The organism is Luteolibacter yonseiensis (assembly GCF_016595465.1).
GTDB lineage: Bacteria > Verrucomicrobiota > Verrucomicrobiia > Verrucomicrobiales > Akkermansiaceae > Luteolibacter > Luteolibacter yonseiensis.
Genome location: NZ_JAENIK010000001.1, coordinates 125,178 through 143,711, shown reverse-complemented (window position 1 = coordinate 143,711; position 18,534 = coordinate 125,178). Strand labels below are relative to the sequence as shown.

The 18,534-nt window shown below is 61.8% G+C and carries 14 protein-coding genes; 10 read left to right on the top strand and 4 right to left on the bottom strand.

What is annotated here, in order from left to right; genetic code table 11:
* The first annotated feature begins 111 nt into the window (after window positions 1-111).
* Window positions 112-849, top strand: a complete 738-nt coding sequence (locus JIN84_RS00560) for an RDD family protein (RefSeq protein WP_200349061.1) — start codon at window positions 112-114, stop codon at window positions 847-849.
* A 43-nt stretch (window positions 850-892) separates the two neighbouring features.
* A complete protein-coding gene (locus JIN84_RS00555) occupies window positions 893-2,302 on the top strand; it encodes a sulfatase family protein (RefSeq protein WP_200349060.1) in 1,410 nt (469 codons plus the stop codon).
* 425 nt (window positions 2,303-2,727) lie between these two features.
* On the opposite strand, the gene tnpA is transcribed toward JIN84_RS00555, so the two are convergent.
* The 4 genes from tnpA to JIN84_RS00535 all read right to left on the bottom strand — a co-directional run bounded on the left by tnpA (window position 2,728) and on the right by JIN84_RS00535 (window position 7,288).
* Window positions 2,728-3,180 (bottom strand): IS200/IS605 family transposase, encoded by a 453-nt coding sequence (tnpA, locus tag JIN84_RS00550; RefSeq protein WP_200349059.1) that lies wholly within the window; start codon window positions 3,178-3,180, stop codon window positions 2,728-2,730.
* Between the two features lie 527 nt (window positions 3,181-3,707).
* On the bottom strand, window positions 3,708-4,787 hold the full coding sequence (locus tag JIN84_RS00545) for a hypothetical protein (protein ID WP_200349058.1): 1,080 nt from the start codon (window positions 4,785-4,787) through the stop codon (window positions 3,708-3,710).
* 204 nt (window positions 4,788-4,991) lie between these two features.
* Window positions 4,992-5,234, bottom strand: coding sequence for a hypothetical protein (locus JIN84_RS00540; protein WP_200349057.1), 243 nt, complete (start codon window positions 5,232-5,234; stop codon window positions 4,992-4,994).
* Window positions 5,235-5,785: 551 nt separating this feature from the next.
* Window positions 5,786-7,288 carry a sigma-70 family RNA polymerase sigma factor gene (locus tag JIN84_RS00535; protein ID WP_200349056.1) on the bottom strand — a complete coding sequence of 501 codons (1,503 nt, stop codon included), beginning with the start codon at window positions 7,286-7,288 and terminating at the stop codon, window positions 5,786-5,788.
* Between the two features lie 294 nt (window positions 7,289-7,582).
* Here JIN84_RS00535 and JIN84_RS00530 point away from each other — a divergent pair, with 294 nt between their 5' ends.
* The 8 genes from JIN84_RS00530 to JIN84_RS00495 all read left to right on the top strand — a co-directional run bounded on the left by JIN84_RS00530 (window position 7,583) and on the right by JIN84_RS00495 (window position 18,482).
* Window positions 7,583-8,062 carry a hypothetical protein gene (locus JIN84_RS00530; protein WP_200349055.1) on the top strand — a complete coding sequence of 160 codons (480 nt, stop codon included), beginning with the start codon at window positions 7,583-7,585 and terminating at the stop codon, window positions 8,060-8,062.
* Window positions 8,063-8,676: 614 nt separating this feature from the next.
* Window positions 8,677-11,262: a hypothetical protein gene (locus JIN84_RS00525; RefSeq protein ID WP_200349054.1), complete on the top strand. Its 2,586-nt coding sequence runs from the start codon at window positions 8,677-8,679 to the stop codon at window positions 11,260-11,262.
* Window positions 11,263-11,414: 152 nt separating this feature from the next.
* Complete coding sequence (locus JIN84_RS00520) at window positions 11,415-12,359, top strand: SphA family protein (protein WP_200349053.1); 945 nt, start codon at window positions 11,415-11,417, stop codon at window positions 12,357-12,359.
* A gap of 12 nt (window positions 12,360-12,371) precedes the next feature.
* Complete coding sequence (locus JIN84_RS00515) at window positions 12,372-13,190, top strand: transporter (RefSeq protein ID WP_200349052.1); 819 nt, start codon at window positions 12,372-12,374, stop codon at window positions 13,188-13,190.
* 76 nt (window positions 13,191-13,266) lie between these two features.
* Window positions 13,267-14,223: a haloacid dehalogenase-like hydrolase gene (locus JIN84_RS00510; RefSeq protein WP_200349157.1), complete on the top strand. Its 957-nt coding sequence runs from the start codon at window positions 13,267-13,269 to the stop codon at window positions 14,221-14,223.
* 55 nt (window positions 14,224-14,278) lie between these two features.
* A complete protein-coding gene (locus tag JIN84_RS00505; protein WP_200349156.1) occupies window positions 14,279-15,856 on the top strand; it encodes an arylsulfatase in 1,578 nt (525 codons plus the stop codon).
* Window positions 15,857-16,025: 169 nt separating this feature from the next.
* Window positions 16,026-16,931 carry a PEP-CTERM sorting domain-containing protein gene (locus JIN84_RS00500; RefSeq protein ID WP_200349051.1) on the top strand — a complete coding sequence of 302 codons (906 nt, stop codon included), beginning with the start codon at window positions 16,026-16,028 and terminating at the stop codon, window positions 16,929-16,931.
* Window positions 16,932-17,072: 141 nt separating this feature from the next.
* On the top strand, window positions 17,073-18,482 hold the full coding sequence (locus JIN84_RS00495) for a DUF1254 domain-containing protein (protein WP_200349050.1): 1,410 nt from the start codon (window positions 17,073-17,075) through the stop codon (window positions 18,480-18,482).
* Window positions 18,483-18,534: the final 52 nt, after the last annotated feature.

Genomic DNA, 18,534 nt, shown 5'->3' with positions numbered 1-18,534 from the left:
AAGAAAGGAAAAACGCCCCCGGTGAATGCCGGGCCAAGGCATGTGTCATCCTGACAACCATCAATTACAAGCTCGCCAGTGTCAGTCACGCGCGAGAGAATCCACCCGCATATGGACGAATGGTTTTACGAAGAATCCGGAAAACAAGGGGGACCGGTGAGCGGAGAGAAAATCAAACAACTTCTCGCAACCCGCACGCTCGACCCGTCTTCCCTCGTCTGGCGGGACGGCATGCCGCAGTGGTCCCGTGTGGATACCATCCCGGGATTCGAAACCTCACCCTATGCAAGTCCCGCGGCCGGCATGTCCTCTGAAATCGATTGGAGCGGATACAGTCCCACCGGCCCGCAGATCCGCCCCTGGGTCCGCTACTGGGCGAGGACTTTGGATATTCTCCTGTTCAGTCTGATCGGTGGATTGGCCCTCGGAGCCGTCTTCCCGGCAGCGGAGCAGATCAATGACCTGGTCTTCGGACTGATCCTGATGTTGATCTATAATTTCGTGGAACCCCTGTTCCTGTCCGTGTGGGGCGCGACTCCCTTCAAAGCCCTCTTCCTGATCCGCGTCCGCAACCAGGACGGCAGCAAGCTGGCCTATCGCCAGGCACTGGTCCGGACCTTCAAGGTCTGGCTCCGGGGTGAGGCTTTGGGAGCTCCCCTCATCAGTATCTTCACCCACCTCACCGCCTACACCTTCCTGACGGAAAGGAAGATCACTTCATGGGATGCGGAGGGAGGGTTCATCGTCAGCCATCGGGAAATCGCATGGTGGCGCTGGATCGTTGTCATCGCGCTGGTCGCCCTTCCTTTCGTGGCAATCGCGTGGGTGGCTGCCAACCTGCCGGAATGATTCCATCATTGCTCCGGCGGGATCGTTTCCCCAGAGTCAGGCAATGAAACTCGCCGGCATCCTCTTCCTCGCAGCGGCTTCCTTCGCCATGGCCCGCCCGCCGAACGTGGTGGTCATCTTCAATGACGATATGGCTTACGCGGATGTCGCTTGCTTCGGTGCGAAGTATGCCACGCCGAACATCGACCGGCTGGCGAAGGAGGGCCGGCGGTTCACGAATTTCCATGTTTCCAGCCCGGTGTGCTCCGCGTCGCGCGCGTCGTTGCTGACGGGGTGCTACAATAGCCGCATCGGCATCCACGGCGCGCTGGGGCCGAAGGCGCGCATCGGGTTGAACCCGGAGGAGACGACGCTGGCGGAACTGGTGAAGCAGAAGGGCTACGCCACCGGCATGGCGGGCAAGTGGCACCTTGGCGACGCGCCGGAGTTTCTGCCCGTGAAGCAGGGGTTCGACGAATGGTACGGCCTGCCCTACTCGAACGACATGTGGCCCCACCACCCGGAAGCGAAGAAAGGCACCTATCCGAAGCTGCCGATGTATGAGAACGACAGGATCGTGGATGAGGAGGTGACGCCGGACGACCAGAAACAACTCACCACCCGTTATGCAGCACGCGCGGTTTCATTCATCGAGCGGAACAAGGACAGGCCGTTTTTCTTCTACCTCGCGAACAGCATGCCTCACGTGCCGCTGTATGTGAGCGACAAATTCGCCGGGAAATCCGGCGCGGGACTGTATGGCGATGTGATCCAGGAAATCGACTGGGGCGTCGGCCAGGTGATGGAGGCGCTGGAGAAAGCCGGCGTGGCGGACAACACGCTGGTCATCTTCACCAGCGACAACGGTCCGTGGCTGAGCTACGGCGACCACGCCGGAAACGCCGCCCCTCTGCGCGAGGGCAAGGGAACCGCATGGGAAGGCGGCACCCGCGTGCCGACCATCATGCGCTGGCCTGGCAGGATCCCCGCAGGCACCGAGAGCGCGGAGATGGCGATGACCACCGACCTGTTTCCCACCATCGCCGCGATCATCGGAGCGGAACTCCCGAAGGTGGGGATCGATGGCAGCAACCGCCTCAGCGACCTCACCGGCGAACCGAACGACAATCCCCCGCCCCGCCGCTACGCGTGGTATTATGAAAACAACAAGCTCCTCGCCGTGGCGGACGGCGATTGGAAGCTGATGCTCCCCCAGCAATACCGCACCATGGCGGACGCCCCGCAGCCAACCGGCGGCATCCCCGGAAAATACCAGCAGCGCAAGCTGGAGAAACCGATGCTCTTCGATTTGAAAAAAGACATCGGCGAACAGAACGATGTGGCCGCCGCGCATCCGGAGATCGTGGAAAAACTCCTGCAGCAAACCGCCGCCATGCGCGCCGACCTCGGAGATTCACAAACCGGTTCCAAGTCCACCGGAGCGCGGGAACCGGGGAGGGTTTCCGCGAACTAACACCAAGCTCGCCCGCTTCAATGCCTCGCCATGTGCGAAGGTGAAAAAGAGCGGCAATCAGGTCGCCCCTCGAATGACAGGTAGATAAGCGCGGCCTCGTTCATCTTCCGTCCCGGAGGGACAGAAGATGAACGGAACAGCTCAACCGCGTGCCATTCGACGCCCCTCCCCGGCACCTACCCGCGTTGGCAAACCGAATGTCATCGGTCATCGGTCATCGGTCATCGGTCCATCGGTCCATCGGTCCATCGATTCATCCGTTCATCCGTTCATCCGTTCATCCGTTCATCCGTTCATCCGTTCATCGGAAAGTCTTCAGCACCAACGGTGCGCCATGCGACAGCCCAGGGTAAGCGAAGCGCAACCCTGGGTATCAGCCCCCGAATCTAACAAGTCCTGAAGGGACGGCATCCATGGCGCGACGCTCAATCCCAAACATATCTCTCATCGAATCCCATTCCATACCGGCTCAACAACCGCCGGTATTCTTCCTGAAAGGTCACTTTCCGGTGATGCTCCGCCTGATCCTCGATATACCGTTCCAACGCGGGCCGATGTGACGGACTGATGGAAAAGATTCCATATCCCGATTGCCAATGGAAATTCACATATTTCGGACCTTTTGTCTTCAACCATCTGGACGATCCGGTTTTGATTTCCTGCACCATTTCCGAAGGCGCGACGGTACGCGGATGGGCGATCAGAAGATGGACGTGGTCCGCGACAGATCCCGCCTTCAGCAACGATCCTTTTTGGTTCTCCACAATTCCCCCGATGTAGGCATGGAGTTCATCGCGTAGTCCGTCGTCCAGCCATGGTTCCCGGTTCTTGGTGGAGAAAACCAGATGCACGAGGATTTGGGCGAGCGATTGGGGCATGGGGGCGTTTTTCAAATGATACGTCGCGACGGCCCAAGATGTTCATTTGAAACCCACATTGTCGAATTCAATCCGCGTGTTGGCAAATCGTCGCACCAGGACGCCGTCCCTTCAGGACTCAATATCATTACCCATGCAACCCAGGACGATGTCCTGGGCTATCACATTTTGCCCCGTTGGGGCGGAAGAATTCCCGATCCCCGATCCCCGAACCCCGAACCCCGATCCCCGATCCCCGAACCCCGAACCCCGAACCCCGAACCCCGAACCCCGAACCCCGAACCCCGAACCCCGAACCCCGAACCCGAACCCGAACCCGAACCCGAACCCGAACCCGAACCCGAACCTAAGACGTCACACCAAAACACAACCGGAAGTGTAACTCCGAACTAAAAAGCGTTACCCATGTTCTGAACCAAATGTGTTACCTATGTTCTGACTAGACCGATCCACAATCCACAATCCACAATCCACGATCCACAATCCACGATCCACGATCCACGATCCACGATCCACGATCCCCTCCATCACAACCCGATCGGCTTCACCTCGCCTCCGCCGCTCGGGACGGCGATCATGTCTCGGGCGGCCTCGTAGTATTTCCCCTTCACCGCCGCGTGGATGTAGAGTTTCTGTTTTTTCCGCTTCAGCTCCTTCAGGATCTCCTCCGCGGTCTCGGGCAGGATCTCGTCCTGGAAGTCCGCGAACCAGTAGACGGCCTCGACCTTGCGGAGCTCGCTGCAGAGCAGCGCGTCGGCGGTCATCGCGCCGCGCCCGTGGTCGTGATAGTAGGTCTGCGGACGGTTCACGAGGACATCATACACTTCCGGGACCGGCGGCGGCCCGCTGATGTCCATGTCGTCCTGCTTTTTCGGCCGCGTTTCACGGTCCCGGTGCTGGTTGAAATACCAGAATCTCTTGAAGTCATCGCGTGGACCGCGGACCGGTTCGATCCTTCCCGTCTGGTTCTTCCCGGCTCCGAGGCCGCAGCCGACGTGCAGGATCACGGGGCTGCCCTCCGCCACGCGGTTCGCCTCGTCCACCACCCGCTTGAGCCTGGGGGTCATCGATCCCGAAACGTCGAGCACCAGCCCGATCGATTCCACCTTCAGGTCCATCCCGAAGAGCTTGATGTTCGAATGGAGGCCGTTCCCAAGTCCTCCCGCGCCGCCTTTTCCCTGGCCGAATCCTTTTCCGGCTCCGGGACCTCCCAGGCCTCCCGCACCACCTCCGCCGCCGCTGCTCAGGGAACTCAGGGACGACATCGGCCCGAAGTCATCGCCCGGGTCCGGAATGGAATACGAGGACTCGGCGTTCTGCGCGAACACGCGCTTCACCTGGTTCACAGGGGTGATCTGGGCGCGCTTCTTCTGCTGGACCTGGACCTCCGCCGCACGCGATCCCGCATCGCCGCCGCGTGGCATGAAATCGACTTTTTCATCGGGCGGGTTGATGATCTTGAAAACCCAGAGCGCGCCGAAAACCAGCAGGACGCCGTGGAAAATGACGGCGATCATCAACGAGCCGCCGCCCATTCTCGCCCAAAGGTTGTTCCTAGGGACGGGTGTCGTGGACTGGGTCGCGTGATGAGGTATAGGCTGTTGCATGCGTGGACGGATTCCGACCCACAGATCCCAACAGGAAACCGGCGGGATTTAACCCCTCGCATGTAAAACTTTTGTAACAATCCGGACGCGGATCCGGCATGGGAAATCATTCTTCCAAATCCCGCATGATCTGCTCCACATCCCTCCTTGAGAGTCCGGAGCTGATCTTGCCGACGGCCTGCGGATAATCGTTTTTCACCAATTTCAGGATTCACCGCCAGCCGGCCCGGTGATTCTTTTGGAAAAATCCGCCACCGCCTGCTCGTTCGCCCGCTGGCGGCGCGCGCGGTTGTTCGCCACGATCTTTTCCTTGCCCCCGGCATCATACCAGCGCCGCTTGCGGGCGGCCTCCTTCTCAGGATCGATCCAAGCCGCCCCCTCGGCGCGCCTCCGCCGCATCCTCTCCGCATTCGCCAGCCGTCGTTTTTCGGGGTCCTTGATTGGCATGATGTCGCCCTCTTTTGTCACAAATCCCAAGGCGACTCAAGCGTATTCAAGCCAGCCCGCGCCACCTCGCGCCCACCCGCGCCCCGGCAGATCCCTCCACCGGGAGCGCGGAATTCATTCCGCGCGAAGGGGGGGACCGCTTACATCACCCGTCCGGAGGTCCGACCCCAAGGAGCGGCGATCTCCGAATCGCCGCCGTCAACGCTCCGCTCCCCACATGGCCCGTGCCACGTCCGTATACGCGGTCCTGAAGCCATTCACGCACCGCACTCCGCTCCGCCCGTTCTCATCCCGACTGCTGCGGCGATTCGGAGATCGCCGCTCCTTGTTCCGTATCCCGTGATCGCGTACACGTGATCACGCACTAGGAATACCGTAGGAAATGAGGTAAACCTTTTCCTGTCGCCGCGAGCAACCTTCCCCCCAAGGAAACAAACGGCGATCCCCCCCCGAAGAAATACCCCCCCTCGATTGAGAACCGCCGGCGTGAACCGCGAGCCCCCCGCTCCGGTTCCCGCCGGCTTCTTTTTGGGGTGGCGGGTGTATGCGGATCACTCCCCCGTCCCCTCGAACTTGTAGGACCGCCGGACCACCTCGAGCTGTTTGGTGATCGAGGCGTTGTCCGGGTGGGCGGCGGCGCCGCGTTCCAAGGTGGAGAGGGCGCTGCCGGGATCGCCGATCTTCATCTGCAGCCGGGCCATTTCCAGGTAGCTTTCGGCGAATCCCTTGCGGGGTTGCGGGGCGGCTTCCTGCAGGGCGAGGGTGGTTTCGTATTCCGCGATCGCATCGCCGGTCTTGTTGAGGAATTCCGGATAGCGGCTGTAGGAAAAGGCGATGTTGCGCTGGGCCTCCCAGTTGGTGGGTTCCAGAGCCAGCACCTCCTTCCACACGCCTTCCGCCTTGCCCGCCCAGATCGCTTTTTCCGGTCCGTCCGGCATGCTCCAGATCTTCGCCACGTAGGCGAGCCCGAGGGTGAGGCGGGAGTCCACATCGGTCTTGGCGGCGGCGGTCTCCTGTTGCAGTTCGCCGATGAGGCGGTCGAGCTTCTCGCCGGATTTCACGGCCTGCCAAAACGCCAGTTGCTCGTCCTCGCCCGCCTCGCCGCCCAGCACGCTGCGGATCTGTCTGGCGAAGTCGGCGGGCGTGTCCGCCAGACCGCGGTCCTTCGGCGGGGCCGCCGCGGCGGGTTTCCTGACCGCGGCCGATTTCGTCGCGAGTGCCGGATCGTCCGCCGGGGCGGGCGCGGCCCTCACTTCCGACGGGGCGGATGACGATGCCTGCCGCGGGGCAGGCGCCGGTTTTTCATTCCGTTGCCACATCACGGTCACGGGAATGGCGGCGAGGACAAGGACGACCGCCGAGGTCTTGAGAATGGCATTGGTATTCATAAAAAGAAGGGTCAACGGGAGAACGGATGAAGCGGTGCCCGCCGATGCGGAGGCGAGGGTGGCGGCGGGCGCGGAGGAGGCGGAAAAACACTGCGCGGCCATCACCGAGCAGAGGGTGCCGGATGTGGTCGCCACGCCATGACGCCGCAGCAGGTCGCCCAGGCGGTGGACGGACCGCTGGATCTGTTTCTTGCAGGCCTCGTGGTTCGTCCCGGTCGCGGCGGCGATCTCGCCCACGCTTTTCCTCTCATAAAAACGAAGCACCACCAGTTGCCTGTTGCGTGCCGGGAGGCGGGAGAGCGCCTCATCCAGGTGCAGCAGGATTTCTTCGGTGGACGCCGGCTCCGGGGCAAGCGCCGCCTGCCCCACCCCGCCGAACCGCAGCAGGGTATGGCGGTAGCGGGCCGCCTTGCGGCGGGCGTTCCGGGCTTCCAGAAACGTCGTGCGCTGCAGCCAGCCCGCCAGACACTCGTGCTGAAGCGAACGGGCCTTCCGCACCAGAATGGAAAAAACCGTCTGGGTCACCTCCTCGGCGAGGGCGTGGTCACCCGTGCAGCGTACCGCCACTCCCTGCATCATCCCGGCGTGGCGCGCGACCAGCAGGGAAAAAGCCGCTTCCTCGCCGGTGGCGGCGAAGCGGCGGAGGAGATCGGTGTCGCTGTCCATCGTGTCTACCCCATAACGTCGTCCGCCGGGCACGAGGGGACAATCATTTTCCGAAAATGCCCGGTTGCCGCGAATCCGGTGGATGAGCGGAATCGACTGGAAGCCTTCCGGTCCTTGCAAACCGCATCCCCGGAATGCAAAAACGGATCATCGGCACCGGGTCCCGTAGGCCGAATCCCGCATTTCCCGGCATTTTCCCCACCTTTGTGCCTGCCGTGGGTCAGGCACTGGAAATGCAAGACGTCATCCGCATCCACTCCACCACGGATGCGACAAACGAACCCACATCCCACCATGAAACACAAGTTCCGCATCAAGCTCACAGGCGAAGGACGGTCCGCCACGCATGTCCTGGAATACGCCTCGGAAGAAAAGGCGGAACGGGTCAGGGAAAGCGGGGATGTCGGGTCTTTCAGAGACCCGGAAGGCGGTCCCGTCAGCTTCGCCGGAGTGAGGCTCGGCGACCTTCCACGGGTGGTGGAGGAAACGGCACGGGAGTGCGGCGCGGACCACACCTTCGAGGACCTGACGGGAAAACGCGAATTCCAGATCAAGCTGAGCGGGGACGATTTCAATGCGGAATACCTGGTCAACTATATCGGGGACGACCCGATCCCCTCGGTAACAGCACCTCCCGGCGGACACCTCCAGGCACTGCCGGATGGAACCAACATCTCTTTTGACAAGGTGAACGCCACGGAACTCCAAAGCTTCGTCGCCAGCATGGCGGAATCCAACGGATTGAATTTCGAGTTCGTGGACCTGCACGACTGACGACCACCTGCTCCACCACCTGCTTGCCGCAGCCGGGGAACTGATTGCGGAGATATCTCCGTCTCCTTCCGGCCCGATCTAACAGAAAATCGTTCCGTTCTTCCGCCATGACATGGCGAGCTCCCGGAACCGTCGGAATGGTTTGTGGATCCGGATAAAAATTCCCGGCCATGCCAAAGAAAATTCGTTACCGGGATGACAATTCGATGGAGCCGGATGCCTATTGCCGATGGCCCATCACCAAATCATCAATCGCGCGATTTGCATGGTATCAAAAACGGACATTAAACCAGCAAACCCCTGTATTTCATGAGAGAAATCCAATCATGTTTTCGGACGCCGCCGAAGATAGACATGATCAAATCGGAACAAAAATGCCGCATGTCCGAGAGCATCGGCAGGCATTTCCATCCATGGGTTTGAGAACAGGCCCACCACAAGGAGGGAGCTGCCAACTTTATGCTTGCGGTCTTATGAATGATCCTGTCATACACAAACGTATGTCGCGGTCTAACAGTTTTCCCTGATCCCTTCATCCGGCCGTCAGGCGCGCCATCATCTCCGCAACACCCGGTTGCTCGTTTCCACGTTGAGTCGACAAGAAGCCCACACTCATGCACACGAATCCCCTTTCCCGTTCTTCCCCGCTCGCAAGGACGATCCTGCTGGGAGTGGCCGCCGCCACTTCCGCCTGGTCGGACGAGGTTGCGAACCCGCCCGCCGCCGATGCGGGGTGGCCGCGCGAAATCAGCCAAGGCAAGGTGAAAATCACCTGCTACCAGCCGCAGATCGACGAATGGCGCGGCTACCGCACGCTGGAGGCGAGGCTCGCGGTTTCGCTTTCCCTGCCGGGCGAGGCACCCGCCCTCGGCGTCGCGGAAGTCACGGGAGAAACCGCCACTGATAACGGCACCAGGACCGTGCTGGTGCGGAACATCAAAGTGACCTCCGCGCGGTTCAACACCGGGAAACCCGAGGATGCCACCCGTCTCGAGGCGGCGCTCAAGCAGAATTTCCCTTCGGCCCCCGTCACCGTCTCGCTGGACCACCTGCTTGCCGGGGTGAAGCTTTCCGATGAAGCAAAACACAAGGTGGAGCTGAAGATGGATCCACCGCCGATTTTCGTGAGCACGACTCCGGCGATGATCCTGATGACCGACGGCAAGCCGGTCCTCAGCCCTGCGGAAAACACCGGACTCAAGTTCGTGGTGAACACGAACTGGGATCTCTTCCTGGATGAGTCCAAGGGAAGCTATTATCTTCTTTCAGGCGACGAGTGGCTCTCCGCGAAGGATCTGCGCGGCCAGTGGGAGCTTGCGTCCGACATTCCCGACGCGATCGACAAGCTGCCCGACGGAGACACGTGGAAACACGTGAAGGACGAGTTTCCCTGGAGCGTCCGGAAAGGGATGATCCTGCCTAAAGTCTTTTATTCGGAGAACCCGGCCGAGCTGATCGTGTTCAAGGGCGAGCCCGTGTGGGCGGCGGTGGAAGGGACGGAGCTCGAATGGGCGCAGAATACCGAGAGCCACGTGCTGCGGGATACGGGCGGCGGCACGATCTATTTCCTCACCAGCGGCCGGTGGTTCAGGACACCGAAACTCGGCGACGCATGGACCTACGCCGGCAACGACCTGCCTCCCGACTTCCGGCTCATCCCGGAAGACAGCCCCTGCGCGGAAGTGCTGGCCTCGGTGCCTGGAACCGTGGAGGCGGAGGATGCCGTGCTCCTCGCATCCGTGCCGGTCGAGGCGGTCATCAAGATCAAGGAGGCGGAAGCAAAGGCGAAGGCGACCTACCATGGCGACCCGTCGTTCACGCCGATCAGCGGAACCAAGCTGGAATACGCCTCCAACAGCGGGTCCGACGTGATCCTCTGCGAAGGGAAATATTATCTCTGCCAGGACGCGGTGTGGTTCGTGTCGGCCGCGGCGAAAGGCCCGTGGACGGTATGCGCGCATGTCCCCGACGAGATCTATGGCATCCCCGCGTCGTCACCCGTTTATCACGTCACCTATGTGAATGTGGTGAAGGATGATGACGAAAACGACGACCAGATCACGTGCAGCTACACCGCCGGCTACGTCGGCGCGTTCGTCGCCGGCGTGGCGCTCGGCGAGTGCCTCATGTGGGGGACCGGATACTATTACCCCCCTTACATCGGCTGGGGACCTTATCCGGTTTATTATCCCTATCACTACAGCTACGGAGTGGCGGCGGCATACAATCCCTGGACCGGAGGCTACGCCGTGGGATCGAGGGTTTACGGCCCCTATGCGACGGCGGGCGGCGCGGCATGGTATAATCCCGCCACCGGCCGCTACGGCCGCGCGGCACAGATTTCCGGCCCCTATGGCACACGCACGGCCGCCGGTGCCTACAACCCGTGGACCGGAAACGGCTGGGCGACCCGGCAGGGAAGCAACGGCTACGCCCAATGGGGAACGTCCGCCGCGAGCCGGGGCGACCACTGGGTGAGAAGCGCCCACATCAACACGGCCGACGGAGGAGCCGCCGCCTGGCGCGGGTCCGACGGTGCGGGCCGCTTCCACTGGAGCGACGAAGGTAGCGGCGGCATGGCGGTTCACAACGGCGACTTCTACGCCGGGCACGACGGCAACGTCTATCGCAAGGACGACGGCCAATGGAGCAAGTGGGAAAACGGCGGCTGGCAGCCCGCCGGGCATGATGCCAACGGAATCCGCCCCCCTCACCCCGGACCGGGCCCCGGTCCCGGCCCCGATCATCGTCCCGACAACCGTCCTGGTCCAGGTCCCGACAACCGCCCGGGTCCCTCCCCTCGCCCGGGTCCTTCTCCCCATCCGGATCCCCGCCCCGCGCCTGACTTCAACCGCAACGGCTTCATCACCGGACAGACAAGGAAACAACTGCCGGACCGCCCGGCTGCGACCCGGCCCGGTGCGGATGGCGGCGGCGAAAGGCGTGAAATTCCCCAGCCCCGCCCCGGTGAAAACGGTGGAGGAGAACGCAAGCTTCCCGAGCGTCATGTGACGGACCCGGGCGAGGTCCGGTCGCGGCTGGACAATGATTTCTCCTCCCGCCAGCGCGGCGACCAGAGGACCCATGATTTCCAAAGCCGGGGCTTCGGCGGCGGCTCGGGTGGTGGTTTCGGCGGCGGATTCCAACGCGGACAAGGTTTTTCCGGAGAAGGATTCCATCGCGGCGGACGCCGCCGGTGATGCCGATCCACCCCGGTTCCCGGCCCCGGTGACTCAGAGAGGCGGGATGAGTCCTCTCCTTGTCGACCCGCACCGGATGTGAAACATCATGAAACCGAAGCCAGCGGATTGATCCCGTTTTTCCGGCCCGACCCATTTCTTACAAAACACACATGAAATCGAAACACCTGTCCGCGATCCTTCTTCTGTCAGCACTGGTCTCTCCCACCGCACATGCCGTCGAGGGAGCCCTCGGCCGTCCCGTTTCCGGAGCGGAGATCAATCCGTTCGCAGGTGTCATCCCGCCCGCCCCGGGTCTCATCGTCGGTGTCAGCGAGTTATACTACAAGGCGGACATTGGGGCCAGCCGCACCGTGCCGATCGGCGTGAACCTCGCGCTGGACATCGAGTCCGAGGTGTCCTTCACCGACGTGAGCTTCACCTACATCTGGGACACCCACGCGGGCCCCTGGAATTTCGCCAGCGCGCTCTCGCTGCCGATCACCTGGCTGGAGGTGGAGGCGGACGTCGCCGTCGGCCCGGAAACCGGAGTGCGGAAGGAGGACGCCACCGGTCTGTTCGACCTCGCCTTCGTCCCTCTCTTCGCGAGCTACCACATCAACCAGACGCAACACCTGGGCCTCAGCATGACGGTGTGGGCCCCCACCGGCAAATATGATTCCCATGATCTGGCCAACCTCAGCCTCAACAACTGGACCTTCATCCCCACCGTCTCCTACACCCATCTCTGGCCGGAGCACGGCCTCGAGTTCAGCGCCGCCTGGGGCATGCAGTTCTACACCGAGAACGAGGACACGGACTACCAGAACGGCATCGTCTCGGACCTGGAGGCCACGTTGATCAAGCGCCTGCCGGAAGGACTGGGCATCGGCATCATCGGCAGTTGGATCGAACAGGTCACCGATGACGACGGCGACACCGCCGACGCGCTCAACGGCTTCAGCGGCCATGCCTTCGGTATCGGACCCATCCTCACCTATTCGAAAAAATTCGGCGAAAGCCAGCTCGATCTGAACGCGCGCTGGGTCCACGAGTTCGAGGTGGAGAAACGTGTCGAGGGCGACCTGCTCGCCCTCTCCGCCTCGTGGAAACTCTGACATCCGCCGGCCATGAAACCACCCCTCCGCCTGCTGCTCGGCCTCGCCGCCGTTCCGTTTCCGCTTTGCGCCGAGACCCACCCGGAAGCACAGGGAGGGGGCGGCTCGATGGCGGAGATCGCGAAGAAGCTCAACAACCCGGTCGCCTCCCTCATCAACGTCCCCTTCCAGAGCAATTTCGATTTCGGGGGAGGACCCGATGATGATGGATACCAATACAAGCTGAACTTCGAGCCGGTGATCCCCATCCGCCTCAATGACGATTGGAAGATCATCTCCCGCACCATCATCCCCTTCATCGACCAGCAGGACCGCATCGGCAACGACACACAGACCGGTCTCGGCGACGTCGCCGCCAGTTTCTTCGTCTCTCCGCTGCACGAGCCTCCGGGCGCGCCGGTCTGGGGTCTGGGGCCGATCATCATGCTGCCCACCGCCACGGATGATCTCCTGGGAACGGAAAAGTGGTGCGCCGGGCCGACCTTCCTGGTGTTGAAACAGGAACACGGGTGGACCTATGGAATGCTTGGCAGCCATGCGTGGTCCTTCGCCGGTGAGGATGATCGCGGCTATGTCAGCCTCACCTCGCTCCAGCCCTTCCTGAGCCACACCACCCCCGCGCACACGACCTATGGGGTGAATCTCGAATCCACCTACGACTGGAACGCGGAGGAATGGACCGTGCCGATCAACCTCCAGATTTCACAACTCGTGAAATTCGGACAACTGCCGGTGAACTTCCAGCTCGGAGGCCGCTGGTACGCGGACAAGCCCTCCGGCGGTCCGGACTGGGGCCTCCGCTTCACCGCCACCTTCGTGATCCCCGAATAGGGAGGCACGCGGATCCGACAAAACCCACGCCATGAAAACGCTCCAACGAAACCGCTCCATCGCACGATGCGTGGTGATGTTTCCACTGCTGGTCGCCACGGTCCTCGCGGCGGAAGACCCCCTGCCTTCCTGGAAAGACACCGCGCCGAAAAAAGCCATCATCGCCTTTGTCCACAAGGTGACCGATGAAGGTTCGCCGGATTTCGTCCCGCAGCCGGAGCGCATCGCCACCTTTGACAACGACGGCACGCTGTGGGCGGAGCAGCCGGTGTATTTCCAGGCGTTTTTCATTTTCGACCGGGTCAAGGCCCTGGCGGCGGACCACCCCGAATGGAAGGAGAAGGAACCCTTCGCCTCCGTGTTGAAGGGAGACATGAAAGGCGTCGCGGCGGCAGGTGAGAAAGGCGCCATGGAACTTCTCGCGGCGACCCACACCGGCATGACGACGGAGGAGTTTTCCAAATCCGTCACGGATTGGATCGGCACAGCGAAGCACCCGAAGACCGGCCGCCCCTACACCGAAATGGTCTATCAGCCGATGCTGGAACTGACGGCCTACCTGCGTGCGAAGGGCTTCAAGACCTTCATCGTTTCCGGCGGCGGCATCGAGTTCATGCGTCCCTGGACGGAGAAGGTGTATGGCATCCCGCCGGAGCAGGTGGTCGGCAGCAGCGGCAGGCTCAGGTTCGAGATGCGTGGGGACAAGCCCGCCCTGTTCGAGCTTCCCGAGGTGAACCTCATCGATGACAAGGAGGGCAAGCCCGTCGGCATCCAGACCCATATCGGCCGCCGTCCCATCGCCGCGTTCGGGAATTCCGACGGTGATCTCCAGATGCTCCAGTGGACCATGGCGGGCGACGGGCCGCGCTTCGCGCTGCTGGTCCACCATACCGACGCCGAACGCGAGTGGGCCTACGACCGGACCTCCCACATCGGCAAGCTCGACAAGGCGCTCGACGAGGCAACCGCCAAGGGCTGGACCGTGGTCGACATGAAGGCCGACTGGTCCGCCATTTTCCCGCCTGCGAAATGAATTTTTTGTAAAAGCCACCTGATCGTAAAATACCATGAAAACACCAGCACACACCATGCAACCGGCGTCGTCCGGCCCGCGCGGACTCTCCCACGCGTTGCGCGTCGCGCGCTTCACCGTGGCCGCCCTGGTCGCGGCCGCCGCCACGGCTTCCGCCCAGACGGGCAAGAAGCCGAACATCCTCGTCATCTACGGTGACGACATCGGCCAGACGAACATCAGCGCGTATTCGCGCGGGCTGATGGGTTTCACCACTCCCAACATCGACCGCATCGGCAACGAGGGCGGCGTGTTTGTGAACTACTACAGCCAGCAGAGCTGCACCGCCGGTCGCGCGGCGTTCATCCTCGGCCAGAGTCCTTTCCGGACCGGGCTGACGAAAGTCGGCATGCCGGGGGCGAAGGTCGGTATCCAAAAGGAAGATCCGACGATTGCCGAGGTTCTCAAGCCGCTCGGCTACGCGACCGGGCAGTTCGGCAAGAACCACCTCGGGGATCGCGACGAGTTCCTGCCGACCAATCACGGCTTCGATGAGTTCTACGGCAACCTCTATCACCTCAATGCCGAGCAGGAACCGGAGAACGAGGACTACCCGAAGGATCCCGAATTCAAGAAACAATTCGGCCCGCGTGGCGTGCTCCATAGCTTCGCCGACGGCAAGATCGAGGACACGGGTCCGCTCAACATCAAGCGGATGGAAACGGTGGACGAGGAATTCCTAGCCGCCGCGAAGGATTTCATCGATCGCAGCCACAAGGCCGACAAGCCGTTCTTCGTTTGGTTCAATGCGACGCGCATGCACGTCTTCACCCACCTCAAGCCCGCATCGAAGGGCAAGACCGGACTGGGCATCCAGGCGGATGGCATGGTGGAGCACGACGGCCAGGTGGGAGAACTGCTCAAGCAGCTCGACGACCTGAAAATCGCCGACAACACCATCGTCCTCTACAGCTCGGACAACGGCGCCATGAAGAGCATGTGGCCGGATGGCGGCGCGTCACCGTTCCGCTCGGAGAAGGATACCAACTGGGACGGAGCTTTCCGAGTTCCCGCGCTCGTCCGCTGGCCCGGCCATATCAAGCCGGGGACCAATTTCACCGAACTTTTCTCGGCGGAAGACTGGCTGACCACCTTCGCCGCCGCCGCGGGTGGTGATCCGAACCTGCGCGAGAACGCGACAAAGGGCGTGAAGCTGGGGGACAAGTCCTTCAAGGTTCATCTGGATGGCTACAACCAGCTCGATTACCTCACCGGGAAAACCGAAAAAGGAGCGCGTCACGAGTTTTTCTACTTCAGCGACGACGGAGACCTGATGGCGATGCGCGACGACCGCTTCAAATATATCTTCATGGAACAGCGCGCCATCGGCGTGGATGTCTGGATCGAACCCATGACCATCCTGCGCACCCTGCAGTTCATCGACCTCAAGAGCGATCCCTATGAATACTCCATCGACGCGTCCGCATATTACAAGGGCTGGCTGATGGACCACGCCTACATGATCCTGCCCGCCGTATCCAAGGTCTCGACCTACCTCTCGACTTACAAGGACTTTCCGCCGCGTCAGAAACCGGCGTCGTTCTCCATCGACCAGGTGGTCGAAAAACTCGAAGCCGGCATCAAGGGCAAGTAGGTGATGGCCGGGTCTCCCCGGTTCCCCCGATCAAGGAAATTCTCCCCATGAAACACAAACGCGAAAAGCAGATGCCGTCCGTACATGACAGCGATCGGACAACGTGCGGCGTGATCTGGTGATGAAATGCTCCGATCAGGAAAACACAAACCGACAGAAACCCATCCATATGAAATCAAGCTATGCGAAAATGATCCCTCTGGGATTCATGATGCTGACCGCGACGGTTCAATCCGCCACGGTCCTCGAAGTGGCCTTTTCAATCCAGGGCGGCCAGCTCACCTGGTTCGCCGTGGATAATCCCACGCTCCAGGGATCCATCTCCGCGACCGGACTCCCGACGAACTTCGCCGGGAACGCCCTCGCCTACGATCCCGGGAGCCAGCGTCTCCTTTTCGTCGATGGAGAAACCTCCGCGAACCACACGCTCTATGCCGTCAGTCTCGGGGGACTCGTCCTCCAACACGGCCTTGAAGTGACGGCACCGGCGGCGGTGAACGTGGGCACCATCGGCTTCGGCGTCGGACGGGAACTTTATGGCGGCGGGTTCTACAACGGTTCCTATTATACCTTGATCAACGGACTGGATTCGCTGGTGAAGGTGGATTTCGCCTCCGTCGGCGGAAACATACAGACCAGCACCACCATCAACCTGCCGGGAACCAACACCATGTATCTGGGGGATCTGGCGTTTGACAGCGACGGAGACCTGTGGATCAGCGGTTTCAACCAGGACGGGGTCGGAGGCGTGAACGATGACCGCCTCTGGCACTTCTCCACCGCCGACGGCTCCAGCTTCACCAATCAGGGAGTGATCAATCCGGCGGGCACCCGCTTCAACGGGATCTTCTTCGATGTTTCGGGACAGGACCTCTATGGATACCGCCTTGCTTCCAACAATTACGGAATCATCAACCAGAGCGACGGCAGTTCGACCACCCTCTACACCGGTCCTCCGTTCAATACCGGCGGCGACCTCAGCGATGGTTTCCTGTTCGACGTGGTGCCGGAGCCGTCGTCCGCCGTCCTGATGATGACGGGATTCGCGTTGTTCGCCATGCGGCGACGTCATTGACCACGGGACCGGGCGGGGTCCGTGGAATTGTCGTCTCCGGTCCGCGGTTGCGGCCCGGAGATTTTGAAAACTCCGCCGCCCCCCCGCCGGCGGCCCTGCCAAAGGAAACTTCAACCCGCCTTGCCTCCATCATCAGAACACATGAACAAGATCCCCATTTGCATCGCCCTGCTTGTCGCCTCGTCCGCCATGGTCCCACCCGGATCCGCCGCGGAAACCACGCCTCAGGAACTCACCGAACGGTCCATCCACCGGCGTGCGGTCGAGGCCGTCATCTGGGGCATCCCCGCCGTCAACTACGAGCGCATGCTCCAGGCCGCCCTCGACAGCGGGGCGAAGGCGAACCAGGTGGTGTATTGGTCACAACCGGTGAACTGGAAAAACCAGACGCTGACGCCGAATCCGGACACGATCTACCTGAACCCGTTCTACGACACGCGCGGCGGCCCCGTGGTGGTGGAGATCCCTCCCGCCGATGCCGACCACGTGATCGTCGGCAGTTTCGACGTCGCGTGGCAGAACGCGCTGGAGGACATCGGCCCCGCCGGAGCCGACAAGGGCAAGGGAGCGAAGTACTTGATCACCCCTCCCGGCTATGATGGAAAAGTGCCGGAGGGTTACATCGTGCTGCCATCCGAGACCTACCGGGGATTCGTCATCCTTCGGTCGAATTTCAAGAGCCGTAGTCCGGCCGACATCAGGGCGGCGGTCGACCATGGCAAGCGCGTCCGGGTTTATCCGCTCGGCGGCGATCAGGACTCCACGGTTTTCGTGGATGCCTTCGACAAGCCCTTCGATGCGACGATCCCCTACGACGCCTCCTTTTTCGAACTGCTCGACCGCTTCGTGCAGATCGAGCCGTGGCTCACACGCGACAAGGTGATGATCGACTCGCTGCGCACGCTCGGCATCGAAAAAGGCAAGGCGTTCAACCCTTCGGAAATCACGAAACGCATCCTCACCGAAGCGGTGCGGGAAGCCAGGGAGGTGATCGGGCTGAAGTATGAGGGCGGCTTCACCCCCGCGTTCTACGAAGGAACCCGTTGGTCGGTGCCGGTCCCGAGGGAAACGGTGGACGGCCTGGGCAGCCACTTCGCCAATCCGAACGAGTATGGTCTGGATGGCCGCGCCGTGATGTACCACATGGCCTACTTCAGTCCGAAGGTCTTCGGCGGAGGCCAGTTCTACCTGATCAATATTTCGGACAAGGCGGGCAAGGCGCTCGACGGTGGCAGGACCTACCGCCTCACCGTTCCCGGGGATGCGCCGGTCGAGCAATATTGGTCGGCCTCGCTCTACGACCGTGCGACCCATGCGCTCATCAAGGGGATGTCCCGTCCCAGCCTCGCTTCGAACGATGGCGCGGTGGCGAAAAACGCCGACGGCTCGGTGGACATCTTTTTCGCTCCGGTGGCTCCGGCGGGCAAGGAATCCAACTGGGTGCCGACCGATCCCAAGGGACGGTTCGAAGTCCTCTTCCGCCTCTACGGACCGAAAAAGGAACTGTTCGCGAAGGAATGGAAACTGCCGGACATCGAGGAGGTGAAATGACACCCCCGAGCCCGCTTTTTCCCGGGATTCCATTTCAAAATCCAACACATCC